We start from the raw sequence: 16393 nt of genomic DNA, 5'->3' as shown, positions 1-16393 counted from the left end.
CTTAAAATACCTACAAAAGATAGCGTTTATTCTCTTAAAAAATTGAAAAAGTTTGTTATTAAAAAAATAACTTTTTAATAATAAACATCAAACAAAAAGTAAAACACTATTTAACAACAAGTTAACCTTAATTTTAATTGATGTTTTTAATTTTAAATAAAATACTAATAATTAACTGTTTCATATTTTTTTGATTCTAGTATCTTCGTGCGCATTATGTGGATGTACTTAGGACTTTTAGCTGCTTTATTTTTAGGGTTACACAATTTATGTAAAAAACATGCCGTACAAGGTAATGAGGTTTTCCCTGTATTGTTGGGCACTATTTCTGCTGGTTTTCTGTTGATACTTCCCTTCTATTTGGGATCTATTTGGAATCCAGATTATATGCAAAAGATAGGGTTTTATATAACAAGTATTCCTTGGACTACTCATGGGTTTATTTTTATAAAATCGATGATAATGGCAGCTTCTTGGGTTTTGGCTTATCAGGCTTTAAAACATTTACCAATTACTATTGTAACACCAATTAGATCTGCAGGCCCTTTTTTCACGTTTATAGGTGCCATTTTTATTTATCAAGAAAAACCAAACTTTTTACAATGGATTGGTTTTTTCCTAATTATTCTTTCGGTACTTTTATATTCTAAAATTGGAAAAAAGGAAGGAATTAACTTTAAAAGAAATAAATGGATTTTTGCAATTATAGGTGCTACTTTTTTAGGAGCTTCTAGTGGTTTGTATGATAAATTTCTAATACAAAGTTTAACACTAAACCCTCAAACATTACAATTTTGGTTCTGTTTTTATACTATACTAATCTTGTTTGTTATTTTATCTATTACATGGTTTCCCTATGCTGATAAAAGAAAAGCTTTTAAATGGAGATGGTCTATACCCGCAGTGGGAATCTTATTACAGACAGCAGATTACTTTTATTTTAAGGCATTACAAGATCCTGATGCATTAATTATGTTATTGTCTGCCATAAAAAGAAGTCAGATTTTAATTGCCGTGGTGGTGGGTGGACTTATTTTTAAAGAACAAAATAAACGTAAAAAACTAATTCCGCTTTTCGGAATCATGTTAGGCGTATTTTTTATATTATATTCTTAAACAAAAAAAAGGTTTCTCATTATAATGAGAAACCTTTTTTTTATTCTATCAAAACTCGACTTTTATATCGTTGCTTGTTTAATAAAGTTTAAAATTTCTGTTTCTTTAATTTCAGGATTTGCTCCTTCGCTACCAGCTATTAAAGCACCTACTGCACAAGCAAAATCTATCGCCTCTTGAGGCAAAGTTCCTTTTAATAACTTATTAATTAAGGATGCTAAAAAAGAATCTCCTGCTCCAACTGTATCTACAACCTCAATTTTATAACCATTATTATAGTAAAAAACATCATTATAATATAAAATAGCACCATCACCACCTTTTGTAACACAAATAGATTTTGTGTTTGTAGCTTCTGCAATAAACTTTATATTCTCTTCTAATGAGTTTGAACTAAACGCTAACCCTTTTGCTATTTCAAAAATTTCATCATCATTAAATTTGATAAAACTAGCTTCCTGCATTAAATCATTTAAGATAGCTATTGTATAATGTGGAGCTCTAAGATTTACATCAAAAATTTTATATTTTGCTATTTTTAAAAGTTGATATAAAGTATCTCTAGAAACATCATTTCTAGCAACTAAACTACCAAAGATAAAAGCATCAGATTTTTTAGTAATTTCTTTTGCTGTTGCTGTTAACTGAATACCATCCCAAGCTCTTGGAAAATTTATAGTATAAGATGCTGCTCCATTTGTATCTAAAACAACAGCTACTTCTCCTGTTTTTAAAGTTGCATCTATCTGGACATTTTCCGTTTGTACTCCTCGTTCTTCAATAAAGTCTTTTATTTTATCTCCAGCCACGTCCTTACCTATTCTTGTAATTACAGCAACTTTGTTCTCTAAAGATTGTAATCTTAAAGCTACGTTTAAGGGTGCTCCTCCAATTTTTTTATGATTCGGAAATACATCCCATAAAACCTCACCAAAACAAACTATATTTTTCATAAGCTATTAATTAAGTATAGAATTATTCATAATAATAACACATTTCTCTACACCATTTTTTGTAATATTTTGATAAGAAGTTGTGTACGCATCTACAAAAGTTTTAGACTCTTTTAACTTTCCAAAAACAGCTGCTATTTCTAAAAATTCTGTAGGATTTTCTTTCGAGGCTATTGCTTTATCATTCAAAATACCTTGCATGGCATCTTTAATTAATAAAGGTTTACCATTTTCATTTTTTCCTAAACTATAAATTGCCCAAGCAGCTACCACAAAAGCTGCAAACTGAACAGAACCTTTATTTTCTAATTGCTTGTTTACTGTTGGTAAAATAAATATTGGAAATTTAGCCGAACTTTCAGAACAAATTCTGTCAATTTGATCTTTAATATATATGTTTCCAAATCGTTGTAATAATGACTCTTTGTATTCTTCTAGATTAACACCTTCTAATCCTGCCAAAGTTGGTGTTACTTCAATATTCATATAATTATGTAAAAAGTTTTGTATCTCTTTGTTATGTACAGACTCATCAATAGTTGCGTACCCCATTAAATCACCTAGAATGCCTAAAACTGTATGTCCTGCATTTAATAAGCTTAATTTCATTTTTTCAAACGGAACCACATCATCAACAAACTGAGCGCCAACAGTTTCCCAAGCAGGTCTTCCTGCTGCAAAATTATCTTCTATAACCCATTGTTTAAAAGGCTCACAAACTACTGGCCAAGCATCATCAATACCCGATGTTTCTTTTAAACTAGAAATATCTGTAGCATTTGTTGCAGGCGTAATTCGATCTACCATGGCATTCGGAAACGAAACATTTTCATTAATCCAAGACACTAATGTTGGTTCAGCAACTTTTACATAACTCAGCAACATTTTTTCTGCCATCTGCCCATTTCCCTGAATATTATCACAAGACTGAATGGTAACACCTTTTAATCCTTTTTCTTTACGCATTTTTAAAGCTTGCGTTAAGAAGCCAAAAATTGTTTTTGGTGCTTGTGGGTTTTCTAAATCAAACTGAATAGCAGAATTTTCGAAATTAAATTCCCCTGTTGCTTCACTATAATTATAACCTCCTTCTGTAATAGTTAAAGTGATGATTTTAATGTCTGGATTCGCCATTTTTTCAACCACTTTTATTGGATTTTCAGGAGCATATAAATACTCTACAATAGATCCAATTACTCGTTTGGTTAAAGTACCATCTAGTTCTTTTACAATTAATGTGTATAAACCATCTTGATCTTTAAGAGTATTGTAAATTTTAGCATCATATTCTAATAATGCAATACCACAAATACCCCAATTTCCTTCTGTTTCTTTATGCAACAATTGATCTGTATAATAGGCTTCGTGCGCTCTATGAAAGCCACCAACACCAACATGTACAATACCTGCTTTTACTTTAGATCTATCGTATTGGGGGATAGAAACTACTTCGGAAAATTGAGATAAGTTATGGTTGTTTAATTTATAAGTTTTCATGATATATTTTTTTATTTACTTTCAAAACGTTGTAACAATACAGCAAAAATGATAATTGCACCTTTTACGACTTGTTGTGGATAAGAAGGAACATTTAATAGGTTTAAAATATTACCTATTAAACCTAAAATAAGTACTCCCATTAAAGTGTTAATAGCAGTTCCTTTTCCTCCATTTAAACTTGCACCACCAATTACTACAGCAGCAATGGCATCTAACTCCCAGGCCATTCCCATATTTGGAGAACCTAAATTGGTTCTAGAAGCCACAACAACAGCAGCAGTTGCCGCCAAAGCTCCAGAAATTGCGTAGACTAAAAACTTGTATTTATTTACTTTTATACCCGATAAACGAGAAGCCTCTTCATTACTTCCAATTGCAATTATTAATCTACCAAATACATTGTAACGTAGCATTACCATGGCAAAAATTACAATTAAAAAGAACACAATTGCAATGTTAGGAATCCCTAAAGTAGAATTATTTGCAAAGTTTGACATAAATTCTCCTCCTGATGTTCTAAACGTAATTGGTGATCCTTTAGAGTAGATAAACCCTAAACCTCTTGCAATGGTCATTAAAGCTAAAGTTGCCACAAATGGCGCCATTTTTTGGTAAGCTACAAGATATCCAGAGACACTACCTAAACCAAAACCTAAAGCAATGGTTAATACAATAGCCGCGGGTAATACAACCGTATTGACTAAAATTGCAAAAACGACAGCTAATAAAGCCACCATAGAACCTACAGATAAATCGATTCCGCCTGTTAATATTACCAACAACATACCAATACTGATAATACCAATACTAGATACTTGTTTTAATAAATTTGAAAGATTTACAGAAGTAAAAAATACATCAGAAATAAATGCTGAAAAAACGACCAACAATATAAAAATGAATATTGTATTGTATTTTACTAGAAACTTAAGAAACCCCCCAGGGCTACTTAATTGTTGTTTTAATGTGAATGCCATGATTTTATTTTTTTAGTTTTTTAAATTGCTTTTTTTAATTCTTTCCCTATTGAGTAACGTAGAATGTTTTCTTCAGAAAACTCTTCCTTAGATAATTCGCCGTAAAATGTACCTTCATGCATCACCAAAATACGGTCTGAAATCCCCATTATTTCTGGCATATCAGAAGAGATAACCACTACTGCAACACCTTTTTTAGCAACTTCATTTATAAGGTTATAAATCTCAATTTTTGCACCAACATCTACTCCACGTGTAGGTTCATCAATAAATATTACTTTACTATCTATACTTAACCATTTTGCTAAAGCTACTTTTTGCTGATTTCCACCACTTAGATTTTTAACATCAACCTCAGAACTAGGTGCTTTAATATTTAACTTTTCAATTAAACCTAAAACATTTTTATATTCGTTTTCTGTATTGATAAAACCTAATTTGCCAGAAATACCTGTAAAATTAGTAACACTTATATTTCTTCTAATAGATAGTGGTAAAAACACACCATCTTCTTTTCTATCTTCGGATACAAAACCAATTTGATGACCAACTGCGCAAACAGGAGTTTTGGTGGTTATTTCTTTTCCGTTTAAAATTAAAGTTCCCGATTTCTTCTTGTCAGCACCAAAAATAAGTTTCGCTGTTTCCGTTCTTCCACTTCCTCCTAAACCTGCAATTCCTAACACTTCTCCCGGTCTTACCGAAAAAGATACATCATGCACCAAATTATCCTTTGCCGTTAAATTTTTAACTTCAAAAACAGGCACTTTTCCAATTACAACATTTCTTGTAGGATATAAATCTTTTAATTCACGACCAATCATTAATCGTATTACACCATCTGTATCTGTATCGGCTACCGCCATACTTCCGGTATCTACTCCATCTCTTAATACCGTAATTGAATCTGCTATTTTAAAAATTTCTTCTAAATGATGTGAGATATAAATAATTGAAATTCCTTTTGCTTTTAGTTTAAAAAGGTTTTCAAATAACTTCTTAGTATCTGTAGGATCAAAAACTGTAGTAGGCTCATCTAACACTAGTACTTTAGTATCTTCGGATAAAGCTTTTGCAATTTCTACTACTTGTTTTTGCACAATACTTAAGTCTCTAACCTTTGCAGAAGCATCAATTTCGAAACCTAAAGAATCTATTAATTCTTGTGCATCTTTTGTTATTTTTGTCCAATTCATCCAAAATTTACTTGCACCTAACTTGTGTAAATAAATATTTTCTGCAACCGATAAATCGTTTACTAAAGACAACTCTTGATACACCACACTAATTCCTAGTATTTGTCCGTCGTGCGTGTTTTTCGGGTTGATTTCTTCTCCATTTAAGACAACCTTACCACTATCTTTTTGATGTACTCCACTAAGAATTTTAACCAAAGTAGATTTTCCCGCACCGTTTTCGCCCAATAAAGCATGGATTTCTCCTGGCTTTACTTTTAGATTTACATTTTCTAGGACAGAAACAACACCAAAACTTTTGGAAATTCCAGTCATTTCGAGCCTATATTCGCTATTTGAAGTTTTCATAATCATGAAGTTTGGTTCTTAAAATAAAGCTTTTGGATTGTAATATTTAGCAGCATTTTCTTTTGTAATTAAAAGCGGTGCTGTATATGATTTTTTAGGAAAATCTTTTTTTCCGTTGATAAATTGAATGGCACATTTAACAGCATTTTTTCCTATTTGAACAGGGCTATTCATGGCGGTACATCCATAAAAATTGGTATCCATAATATATTTAATCGCTTCTTTTTGTCCGTCAGCTCCAGCAACAATTAAAATATCATCTGTTTTACCTGCTTGTGCAATCGCTTTAATAGCACCTAGCACACAAACATCAGACTCTGTAATTACTACATTAATATCTGGATGTGCTACTAAAATATCTTCCATTGCTTTTAATCCTCCAGCATAGGTCCAATCTGTATAAGCTTGCGTTTTTACATTTAAATCAATTTTACCTTGGGTTCTTAATTGCTCTTCTGTAATACCTTGTAACAAACCTTGTTTACGAGTTCTTCCTACAGGGTTACCAGCATTACCACTTAATAAAGCAATATTCATTTTAGTTTTCCCCATTTTTTTAACAAGCCACTCACCTGCTAATTCACCGTTTGCCAAATTATTAGACTGAATTGTAGTTACATAATCGGCAGAAGGATTGATAGAACTATCAATAATAAAAACAGGTATACCCGCTGCTTTTGCTAATTTAGTTACACCAACCAAAGCATCTGGATCTTTAGGATTTAATAACAAAGCATCTACACCTTTGGTTATTAAATCTTCTACAGCGGCAACTTGTTTATTAATATCATCTTGACCGTCTGCAGATAAAAAAATCATTCCGTTTTTTTCTGTAGTTGCTTTTATGCTTTGAAACAGCGCTTGGTAATAAGGTGCATTTAAGGAAGGCGTACAATAGCCAATTTTTTTACCTGTTAAGTTTATAGCACTTTCATAGATTTCACCAGAAGCATCAGAACTATTTACATTTGCAGAAGTAGTACTTTCTTGATCTAAACAACTAGAAAAAGTAAACATTAATACCAATGCAATAATCGGTGTAAGAATTTCCTTTAAGATATTTTTTTTTGTTTTCATAATTAAGTAAATTAGTTTCGTTTAAAATAAAGTAAGGTCTAACTGTAATACAGTAATTTCCTTTTCTGGGTTCCACATAGCAGTAACTTCTACAGGTAAGCTAAAGTTAGCTATTTTTATTTTTTTATTAAAGGCAGCTCCTACATTAATAATATTTCCTTTACTTTCTGTGTAAAAAGTTTTATCTGTTGCCAAAGACCAAGCTCCACCTACAAATAAAGATAATTTAGCATCCTCTTTTTCCCAAACCTTGCTTTTAACTTCTAAATACTGTGTCCAAGAATCTTTAAGAGAGCCATCTGTTTGTACTTCATAATCACCAGAACCACCACCAATAATGGTCGCTAAATATAAAGAGGTGTTTTGTGTAAGATTGTATCCAAAGTTAATGTCTACAAAATTATACCCTTGTGTTTTATCATAACTCCAATAATGCAATTGATCTCCTCTTTCTTCTACACCTGTAAAATTATTATGTGTAACTGCTTCTATAAAGAAATTATCAGAAAAACGATAAGAAGTATAAATAGAGAACTCTTTATAATTTGCATTTACATATTGCTGAGTTGTATTATTCCAAACATCTGCCCCTGCAAAACCAGCTCCTCCCCAAACACCTAAGGTAAATTTACTGTTTTTAGAATTGTATTCTAAATTGGTAGCAAATAATGCTCCTGAATGCACAACAAACCCATGCCATAAATGCATGTTTTTTAAATGTCCACCAATTGTAAATGCCTGGTAATCGCCTTTTGTATTATTTTCCTGAGCATTCATTGTTTGAAATACAAATAGAAAAATTGCAATAACAAATAGTGATTGCACATTTACTTTTAAAGTAAATGTGCTTTTTTGTTTTAAATGCTGAAATGTTAGTTTCATTGTTTTTAATTTAATTAGTTATTTTAAAATCAATTTTTCAAAAAGCGTCATTATGACGTTTGATTCGCAAATGTATATAAAAAAAGAATACAAACTCAAAAAAATAATTAAAAAAATATTCTAAATTAACTTTATAGTACTCTAAATTAACACTACATTGTTGTATTTACAAGGATTTAAAGCCTTGTAAAAAAATAAAAAAATTACAATTCTTAATTTTTAAGGTAAAAAAAAAAAAACATATTAACTAATAATGTATATTTGACGTTTATTAGTGCTTTATAAAATATTAATGTAAATTTACACCCTAAATTATATTATGGAAATTAAGAAGATCCCCAATTTATCGGTAGATTGTGTTGTTTTTGGTTACGATACAGACGCAAAATCGTTAAATGTATTATTGATAAAACGTTATTTAGAATCTAAAACCGAAAAGAAAGTACTTGTTGATGATTACGTATTAACAGGATATCATGTATTTGAAAGTGAAACATTAGATACTGCTGCTTCTAGAGTTTTAAAAGAACTAACAGGATTAACAAACCTCTATAAAAAACAATTTAAGGCTTTTGGAAACCCTAACAGGTTGATGGATGAAAAAGATTTGCTTTGGATTGAAAATGAAAAATTCAATTTAAGAACAATTACCATTGCTTACTATTTTTTATTAAAAACCGAAGACGTTTCCCTTACCGATAATAAATACCAAGCAAAATGGTTTTCTATTAATGATTTACCAGAATTAGGTTTCGATCATCAACAAATTATAGAAGAAGCTTATGAAGATTTAAAAATAAAATGTTTGCAAGAACCTATTATTTTTGAATTATTACCAGATAAGTTTACCATTAATGAAGTGCAAGACTTATACCAATCTATTTTGGCTATAGAAATTGATAATAGAAACTTTAGAAGAAAGTTAATTAATAAAAAATACATTGTTCCTTTAGATGAAAAACAAGTTGGAGTATCAAAAAAACCAGCTCAATTATACATGTTTAGTAAAGATATTTATGATAAAATGTTTCAGAAAAATTATTTAATCAATATTTAAGACACAAAAAAAGCTTTAATAGTAGTACTATTAAAGCTTTTTTTTATTTTATAAGAAGTGTTTTATTAATTCATTCCACCATCTACAGACAATGTTTGCCCAGTTATATAAGCACTCATATCAGAAGCTAAAAACACACAAGCATTCGCAATATCTATTGGTTGTCCTCCCCTTTTTAAAGGAATTCCGTCTCTCCAACTTTGTACAGTTGCTTCATCTAATTTTTCTGTCATTTCTGTTTCTATAAAACCAGGAGCAACAACGTTACTTCTAATATTTCTAGAACCTAACTCTAATGCAACCGATTTAGAAAACCCAACAATACCAGCTTTAGAAGCTGCATAATTAGTTTGACCAGCATTTCCTTTAATACCTACAACAGAACTCATATTAATAATAGACCCTTTACGTTGTTTCATCATCGGACGAATAACTGCTTTGGTTAAATTAAATACAGACTTTAAATTTACTTCTATTACTTTATCAAAATCGTCTTCAGAAATACGCATTAACAAATTATCTTTTGTAATACCTGCATTATTTACTAAAATATCAATAGCTCCAAATTCTTTTAAAACTTCTTTTGCTAATTCTTGAGCAGCATCAAAATCTGCTGCATTAGATTGATATCCTTTTGCAGAAACTCCAAAAGCTTTTAATTCTTCTTCTAAAGCGTTTGCAGCATCAACAGAAGAACTGTAAGTAAAAGCCACATTTGCACCTTGTTTGGCAAATTCAATAGCAATTCCACGACCAATTCCTCTTGTAGCACCAGTAATAATTGCTGATTTATTTTCTAATAATTTCATATAATTTAGTTGTTTTTACGGCCGTAAAGATACTAAAAATAAAAAAACTCGTAAACCAAAATTTGGTCTACGAGTTTTTATTTGCAATAAATTTAGATATTTATTTTTTCCGGCGTAACAACTATTGTTTTACTTCCTTTTTATCTACGTAGTTAAATAGATAATCGATATCTAATTCCTTTATTTTCCCTAGTTTTTGTAGAGATTCAACATTTAAATCTTTCTTATTACCAATCACCATAACATTATAAGATTCTCCTTTAATGTTTTTATTAAAGAATGCTTTTAAATCACCTATAGTCATCCCTTTTATAGCGTTGTACATTTCTTCTCTATTATCGTTATCAATACCTAATTTTTGTAATCTTTCAAAAGACCAGAAAATACTAGATTTAGTAATTCTTTGAGCTGCTAATTTTTTTAAGGTTGCTTCTTTTGCTGCATTAAATTGTTTTTCTGCTTCTGGCATATCATTCATCAATTCCATCATAGCATCTACAGCTTGCTCTAATTTATTAGCTTGTGTACCCACATAAGCCATTACATAATTGGCATCTCCTTTTTTAGATGCATTGCTATAAGCGGCAAAAGCAGAATATGCCAAAGATTTAGATTCTCTTATCTCTTGAAATACAATTGATGATAATCCACTACCAAAATATGTATTAAACAACGTTGATGCTGCCATGTTTTCTGGCTTAAAAGGAGCGCCTTTTGCTAAAAACATCAATTCGGTTTGTACCATATCATAATCTGTAAAAAATACATTTCCACCTGTTTCAGTTTCTTTATATTCTTTAGCTACCGGATATTCTTTTAATTCTCCATATATTTTATGATTTGTATTTAATGCGGCAACAGCTGCTTCTACATCTTTACCATAATAAAAAATACGCTGCTTGTAGTTTTTCATATCTTTTACAAGTGCCACTAATTCTTCTGGATCGATTGCTTTTAATTCGTCAATTTGCATGATGTCTCTTAATGAAGAATTTTCTCCGTATTTACCATAATTCATCAAACCATTCCAAAGAATATTTCCTTTTTGAGTTTTTCCATCCTGACGCCCTTTGTAAATTTTTTCTACATATTTATTATAAGCATCTTTATCCGCTTTAGCGTTATCCCAAAGATCTTCTAATAACTCTAACCCTTTTGGTAAATTTTCTTTCAATCCATTTAAGCCAACATATGTTTTATCATTTGAGGTGTTTACATAATAAGAAATCCCTAATTTGTAAAACTCTTTTTTAAGCGCTTCATTGGTATATTTATCTGTACCAATATATTCTAAATATCCAGCAGCTAAAGTTAATTTTTTGTCATTATCACTTCCCATATCAAAAATGATATTCATATCAAACAAATCATTTTTATCATTTAAAACATAAGAAACTTTAATTCCGTTTGCTGTTTTTGTTTCTTTAATTGCTGTTTTATAATCTACATATTTAGGTTGTAAAGGTTTCGACTCAACTTTATTAAAAGCTGTTAAATATACAGAGCTTTTATCTCTATTTAAATGAACTGGCGTAATACCTGGGTTTGCTACTTTTACAATATTTTTATCTTCTCCATTTCTTTTATAGGTTACTACGTAATTATCTTGATAAAATTTCTTAGCAAATACAGTTAATTGTTCTTTTGATATTTTCTTTAAATCATCTAAAAACTGAACTCTTTTAGACCAATCTTGTTGATAAATGAAAGCATTTACATAAGTATCTGCTAAAGTAGAATTGTTTTCATACTCTTTTGTCTGACTTAATTTTAAGTCATTAACAACTGCTTCAATCATCCAGTCTTCAAACTCACCTTTTTTTAATTTTTCTATTTGAGCTAATAATAAATCTTTAACTTCATCTAAAGTTTGACCTGTTTTTGGAGATCCTGTAAATGAGTGATAACCATAATCATTTAAAAAAGTAGGAGAACAACCTGCTCTTTGCACCAATTGTTTCTGATTTAAATTTAAATCGATAATACCTGCATTTCCATTAGACATAATCATATCGCACAGCGTTACCATTTTTTCTTCTTCGCTATTAATTCCTTCAGATCTAAATGCTATAGAAATAGATTCTGATGTTGGCCCGAAAACTTCATTTACAATTGGTGCTGTAATTTTAGTTTCTTTTGCTAAAGTTGGGTGCGTTAATTCTTTTCTCTCAAATTTACCAAAAGTGGCATTTATTTTTTTAATGGTTGGTTCAAATTCAAAATCTCCAACTAAAATTACAGCCATATTATTGGGCACATAATATTTATTAAAGTAGTTTTGAATATCTACCATAGATGGATTTTTTAAATGCTCTGCTTTACCAATTGTTGTTTGTTGTCCGTATGGATGATTCGGAAACAAACCATCTAACATTGCTGCATAACGTTTTCTAAAATCATTGTCTTGTCCGCGGTTAAACTCTTCAAAAACAGCTTCTAATTCTGTATGAAATAAACGCAACACTAAAGTACCAAAACGCTCAGCTTCTAAATCTACCCATTTATCTAATTCGTTGGCTGGTATTTTATTGGTATACACAGTTTGCTCAAACCAAGTATATGCATTGGTACCTGTAGCCCCTAAAGAGGCAGTCATTTTATCATATTCGTTAGCAATTGAATAGTTAGAGGCTTCTAAAGAAACTCTATCAATTTCTTTATAGAGCGCTAATTTTTTGTCAGCGTCTTTTTCTGCTCTGTGTTGCTCATACAAATTAGAAATTGTATCTAAAAATACTTTTTCTTTTTCCCAATCTGCAGTTCCTATTTTGTGTGTTCCTTTAAACACCATGTGCTCTAAATAGTGAGCCAAACCTGTAGATTCTTTAGGATCGTAATTAGAACCTGCTCTTACTGCAATGTAAGTTTGAATTTTAGGTTCATCAGAATTCTGACTTAAATAGACTTTTAATCCATTTTCTAAAGTGTACAAGCGTAAACCTGTCGGATCATTTTCTACCGTTTCGTAGGATAACCCGTTGGCATCCTTTTGTGATGCTACTCCGTAACTCTTTTTTGTTTCTGTTTTACAACTCGCGGCTGCAACTAACAAAAAGCTAATACATAACAATTTAATCTTTTTCATAATAATAATTTTGGTTGAAATAAAAAAACTCCGATGAATTTACGAATTCATCGGAGTTTATACTATTTTATCACAAAACTTTAACAGTTTCTTAATGAAAATTGATTTACTTTAATACTTTTGCAATCATTTCACCAATTTTAGCTGGAGAACTCACAACGTGAATTCCGTTTTCTGCTAAAATTTTCATTTTTGCTTGTGCTGTATCATCAGCGCCACCAACAATAGCACCTGCATGCCCCATTGTTCTTCCTGCTGGTGCAGTTTGACCTGCGATAAAACCAACAACTGGTTTTCTATTTCCATCAGCTTTAATCCATTGTGCAGCTTCTGCTTCTAAATTACCACCAATTTCACCAATCATAACAATTGCTTCTGTTTCTGGGTCATTCATTAACAACTCAACTGCTTCTTTAGTAGTCGTTCCAATAATTGGATCTCCACCAATACCAATTGCTGTTGTAATTCCGTAACCTTGTTTTACTACTTGGTCTGCTGCTTCATAAGTTAACGTACCAGATTTAGATACAATACCTACTCTACCTTTTTTGAAAATAAAACCTGGCATAATACCAACTTTAGCTTCATCTGGAGTAATTACACCTGGACAGTTAGGACCAACTAATCTACAATCTCTGTTGTCTATATATGCTTTTACTTTTACCATATCTGCAGTAGGAATTCCTTCCGTAATACAAATAATTACTTTAATACCTGCGTCTGCAGCTTCCATAATTGCATCTGCAGCAAAAGCTGGTGGTACAAAAATTATTGAAGTATCAGCTCCTACTTGTTCTACAGATTCTTTTACTGTATTAAAAACAGGTTTATCTAAATGTACTTGCCCTCCTTTACCTGGAGTTACACCTCCAACAACATTCGTTCCATAATCAATCATTTGACCAGCGTGAAAAGTACCTTCACTACCTGTAAAACCTTGAACAATAATCTTTGAATTTTTATTTACTAAAACACTCATTGGTTTGATATTTTATTTTGTTACGCAAAAATAGTTTATTGATTGTTTTTAAAAAAGGATTTTAAGAATTCTTTCTCTCTTTTAAAAAACGTTTTATTTCTGCCATTTCTTTTAATTTTTCTCTTGACTCTGAAACCGGTGTTCCAAAATAACTTTTTCCTCCTGCAACAGACTTTGTAACTCCTGTTTGCCCTAGAATTACAGCTCCTTTGCCTATTGTAATTCCGCTATTTGTACCTACTTGTCCCCAAATGGTTACTTCATCTTCAATAATTACACAACCAGCAATACCGGTTTGTGATGCTATTAAACATTTTTTTCCAATTTTAGTATCATGCCCAACATGAACCTGATTATCAATTTTGGTACCTTTTCCAATTGTTGTATCACCAGTAACACCTTTATCTATTGTGCAAGATGCTCCTAAATCTACATCGTCTTCTAAAACAACTCTTCCTCCAGAAATTAATTTATCAAATCCTTCTGGTCTGTTTTTATAATAAAATGCATCTGCACCTAAAACGGTATTTGCATGAATAGTTACGTTATTACCAATAACAGAATGATCATAAATAGTAACATTAGGATGAATTACACAATTTTGACCAATAGTTACATGGTTACCAACAAAAACATTTGGCTGAATAATTGTATTTGCACCAATAACCGCAGAATCCGAAATACTAACTTTAGAAGCTATAAAAGGATTAAAATACTTTGTTATTTTATTAAAATCACGAAATGGATCGTCTGAAATTAACAAAGCTTTTCCTTCTGGACACGCTACTTCTTTATTAATTAAAATAGTAGTTGCTGCAGAATTTAATGCTTTTTCATAATACTTTGGATGATCTACAAAAACGATATCTCCCTTGGTTACAACATGAATTTCATTAATTCCTGAAATTTCAAAATTTGCATCACCTATATAATTTACATTAATTAATGATGCAATTTCTTGTAGAGTTTGTGGTTTTTTGAATTTCATTATTTGCTATATGCTTTATGTAATAAGCTTTAAGCATAGTGCCTAAAGCGTATTGCTAACAAACTATTCTTTAATACGTTCTTGATAAGTACCTTTGGTTGTTTCTACTTTAATTTTATCTCCTTCATTTATAAATAAAGGCACATTAACTAGCGCTCCTGTTTCTACAGTTGCAGGTTTTGTTGCATTTGTAGCTGTATTACCTTTAACTCCAGGTTCTGCATGCGTAACTTCTAAAATTACACTTGCTGGTAAATCTACAGAAAGTGGCATATTATCTTCAGAATTGATGATAATAGTTACTATTTCTCCTTCTTTCATTAATCCAGGATTGTCTAAAGCAGCTTCTAACAAACGAATTTGAGTATAATCTGCTTCGTTCATAAAATGATAAAACTCTCCATCGTGATATAAAAACTGAAACTTATGTGTTTCTACTCTTACATCATCAATTTTTCTTCCTGCAGGAAACGTATTATCTACTACTTTACCATTGGTAACACTTTTTAATTTTGTTCTTACAAAAGCAGGCCCTTTACCTGGTTTTACGTGTAAAAATTCTATTATTTTGTATATATCGTTATTGTATCTAATACACAATCCATTTCTAATATCTGATGTTGTTGCCATTTCTATTTTTTAATTAGCTTTATAATATCCTTTCATAATTCCTCTGTGCGAATCTTTAATAAATTGAATGATCTCATCACGTTCTGGAGTTGCTTCCATTTCTGCTTCTATGATATCGATTGCTTGGGAATTATTATAATTTCTTTGAAAAAGTATTCTGTAAATATCTTGAATCTCTCTAATTTTTTCTGTTGAAAATCCTCTTCTACGCAATCCTACAGAGTTAATACCAACATAAGAAAGTGGCTCTCTTGCGGCTTTAACAAATGGAGGAACATCTTTTCTTACCAAAGAACCTCCGGTTACAAAAGCATGATTACCTACAGAAGCAAATTGATGCACTGCAACCATACCAGCCAACACAACGTTGTCTCCAATAGTTACATGACCTGCTAACGTAGTATTGTTAGAAAAAATACAATTATTGCCAACATAAGTATCATGTGCAATATGGCAATATGCCATAATTAAACAATTATCTCCAATTTTGGTTTTCATTCTATCTGAAGTACCTCTATTAATAGTAACACACTCTCTAATGGTAACATTATTACCTATTTCTACGGTAGTTTCCTCGTCATTAAATTTTAAATCTTGAGGAATTGCAGAAATTACTGCTCCTGGAAAAATTCTACAATTTTCACCAATTTTAGCACCCTCCATTATAGTTACGTTAGAACCTATCCAAGTACCAGAACCTATAGTAACATTATTATGAATGGTTGTAAATGGTTCTATTACTACGTTTCTTGCTATTTTTGCTTGCGGATGTACATACGCTAATGGTTGATTCATA

General features: G+C 30.9%; 14 protein-coding genes. 2 read left to right on the top strand and 12 right to left on the bottom strand.

The genetic code is table 11. The annotated features are described in order from the left end of the window. The first annotated feature begins 216 nt into the window (after positions 1-216). Positions 217-1116: an EamA family transporter gene (locus GQR92_RS01355; RefSeq protein ID WP_158837438.1), complete on the top strand. Its 900-nt coding sequence runs from the start codon at positions 217-219 to the stop codon at positions 1114-1116. 62 nt (positions 1117-1178) lie between these two features. On the opposite strand, the gene GQR92_RS01350 is transcribed toward GQR92_RS01355, so the two are convergent. From GQR92_RS01350 to GQR92_RS01325, 6 genes are read right to left on the bottom strand one after another with little or no spacing between them, the layout of a single operon-like run. Continuing rightward, on the bottom strand, positions 1179-2069 hold the full coding sequence (locus tag GQR92_RS01350) for a carbohydrate kinase family protein (protein ID WP_158837437.1): 891 nt from the start codon (positions 2067-2069) through the stop codon (positions 1179-1181). A 6-nt stretch (positions 2070-2075) separates the two neighbouring features. Further along, positions 2076-3566 carry a mannitol dehydrogenase family protein gene (locus GQR92_RS01345; protein ID WP_158837436.1) on the bottom strand — a complete coding sequence of 497 codons (1491 nt, stop codon included), beginning with the start codon at positions 3564-3566 and terminating at the stop codon, positions 2076-2078. Positions 3567-3577: 11 nt separating this feature from the next. Beyond that, entirely contained in the window at positions 3578-4546 is a 969-nt protein-coding gene (locus GQR92_RS01340) for an ABC transporter permease (RefSeq protein ID WP_158837435.1), read from the bottom strand. Positions 4547-4566: 20 nt separating this feature from the next. After that, a complete protein-coding gene (locus GQR92_RS01335) occupies positions 4567-6057 on the bottom strand; it encodes a sugar ABC transporter ATP-binding protein (protein WP_233269938.1) in 1491 nt (496 codons plus the stop codon). Positions 6058-6108: 51 nt separating this feature from the next. Then, a complete protein-coding gene (locus GQR92_RS01330) occupies positions 6109-7167 on the bottom strand; it encodes a substrate-binding domain-containing protein (protein ID WP_158837433.1) in 1059 nt (352 codons plus the stop codon). A 21-nt stretch (positions 7168-7188) separates the two neighbouring features. Then, positions 7189-8049 carry a hypothetical protein gene (locus tag GQR92_RS01325; RefSeq protein ID WP_158837432.1) on the bottom strand — a complete coding sequence of 287 codons (861 nt, stop codon included), beginning with the start codon at positions 8047-8049 and terminating at the stop codon, positions 7189-7191. 319 nt (positions 8050-8368) lie between these two features. On the opposite strand from GQR92_RS01325, the gene GQR92_RS01320 reads away from it, so the two are divergent. Beyond that, positions 8369-9106, top strand: a complete 738-nt coding sequence (locus GQR92_RS01320; RefSeq protein WP_158837431.1) for an NUDIX hydrolase — start codon at positions 8369-8371, stop codon at positions 9104-9106. Between the two features lie 65 nt (positions 9107-9171). On the opposite strand, the gene fabG is transcribed toward GQR92_RS01320, so the two are convergent. The 6 genes from fabG to lpxA all read right to left on the bottom strand — a co-directional run bounded on the left by fabG (position 9172) and on the right by lpxA (position 16392). Continuing rightward, on the bottom strand, positions 9172-9915 hold the full coding sequence (gene fabG / locus GQR92_RS01315) for a 3-oxoacyl-[acyl-carrier-protein] reductase (RefSeq protein WP_068448066.1): 744 nt from the start codon (positions 9913-9915) through the stop codon (positions 9172-9174). A gap of 121 nt (positions 9916-10036) precedes the next feature. After that, positions 10037-13000, bottom strand: coding sequence for a M16 family metallopeptidase (locus tag GQR92_RS01310; protein ID WP_158837430.1), 2964 nt, complete (start codon positions 12998-13000; stop codon positions 10037-10039). Positions 13001-13106: 106 nt separating this feature from the next. Further along, positions 13107-13979 (bottom strand): succinate--CoA ligase subunit alpha, encoded by an 873-nt coding sequence (gene sucD / locus GQR92_RS01305; RefSeq protein WP_158837429.1) that lies wholly within the window; start codon positions 13977-13979, stop codon positions 13107-13109. A 61-nt stretch (positions 13980-14040) separates the two neighbouring features. Further along, on the bottom strand, positions 14041-14967 hold the full coding sequence (locus tag GQR92_RS01300; RefSeq protein ID WP_158837428.1) for a UDP-3-O-(3-hydroxymyristoyl)glucosamine N-acyltransferase: 927 nt from the start codon (positions 14965-14967) through the stop codon (positions 14041-14043). 63 nt (positions 14968-15030) lie between these two features. Beyond that, positions 15031-15597 (bottom strand): elongation factor P, encoded by a 567-nt coding sequence (gene efp / locus GQR92_RS01295; protein ID WP_158837427.1) that lies wholly within the window; start codon positions 15595-15597, stop codon positions 15031-15033. 9 nt (positions 15598-15606) lie between these two features. Continuing rightward, the gene (gene lpxA, locus GQR92_RS01290) at positions 15607-16392 is read right to left on the bottom strand and encodes an acyl-ACP--UDP-N-acetylglucosamine O-acyltransferase (RefSeq protein WP_158837426.1); all 786 of its coding nucleotides are present in this window, start codon (positions 16390-16392) and stop codon (positions 15607-15609) included. Position 16393: the final 1 nt, after the last annotated feature.

Source organism: Polaribacter sp. L3A8, assembly GCF_009796785.1.
Lineage (GTDB): Bacteria > Bacteroidota > Bacteroidia > Flavobacteriales > Flavobacteriaceae > Polaribacter.
This window is presented reverse-complemented; position numbering and strand designations above follow the sequence as displayed.

What these genes read in the sequence shown, in the direction of transcription:
- GQR92_RS01355 (WP_158837438.1), top strand. Translation starts at nt 217, where the DNA reads ATGTGGATGTACTTAGGACTTTTAGCTGCTTTATTTTTAGGGTTACAC.
- GQR92_RS01350 (WP_158837437.1), bottom strand. Translation starts at nt 2,069, where the DNA reads ATGAAAAATATAGTTTGTTTTGGTGAGGTTTTATGGGATGTATTTCCG.
- GQR92_RS01345 (WP_158837436.1), bottom strand. Translation starts at nt 3,566, where the DNA reads ATGAAAACTTATAAATTAAACAACCATAACTTATCTCAATTTTCCGAA.
- GQR92_RS01340 (WP_158837435.1), bottom strand. Translation starts at nt 4,546, where the DNA reads ATGGCATTCACATTAAAACAACAATTAAGTAGCCCTGGGGGGTTTCTT.
- GQR92_RS01335 (WP_233269938.1), bottom strand. Translation starts at nt 6,057, where the DNA reads ATGACTGGAATTTCCAAAAGTTTTGGTGTTGTTTCTGTCCTAGAAAAT.
- GQR92_RS01330 (WP_158837433.1), bottom strand. Translation starts at nt 7,167, where the DNA reads ATGAAAACAAAAAAAAATATCTTAAAGGAAATTCTTACACCGATTATT.
- GQR92_RS01325 (WP_158837432.1), bottom strand. Translation starts at nt 8,049, where the DNA reads ATGAAACTAACATTTCAGCATTTAAAACAAAAAAGCACATTTACTTTA.
- GQR92_RS01320 (WP_158837431.1), top strand. Translation starts at nt 8,369, where the DNA reads ATGGAAATTAAGAAGATCCCCAATTTATCGGTAGATTGTGTTGTTTTT.
- fabG (WP_068448066.1), bottom strand. Translation starts at nt 9,915, where the DNA reads ATGAAATTATTAGAAAATAAATCAGCAATTATTACTGGTGCTACAAGA.
- GQR92_RS01310 (WP_158837430.1), bottom strand. Translation starts at nt 13,000, where the DNA reads ATGAAAAAGATTAAATTGTTATGTATTAGCTTTTTGTTAGTTGCAGCC.
- sucD (WP_158837429.1), bottom strand. Translation starts at nt 13,979, where the DNA reads ATGAGTGTTTTAGTAAATAAAAATTCAAAGATTATTGTTCAAGGTTTT.
- GQR92_RS01300 (WP_158837428.1), bottom strand. Translation starts at nt 14,967, where the DNA reads ATGAAATTCAAAAAACCACAAACTCTACAAGAAATTGCATCATTAATT.
- efp (WP_158837427.1), bottom strand. Translation starts at nt 15,597, where the DNA reads ATGGCAACAACATCAGATATTAGAAATGGATTGTGTATTAGATACAAT.
- lpxA (WP_158837426.1), bottom strand. Translation starts at nt 16,392, where the DNA reads ATGAATCAACCATTAGCGTATGTACATCCGCAAGCAAAAATAGCAAGA.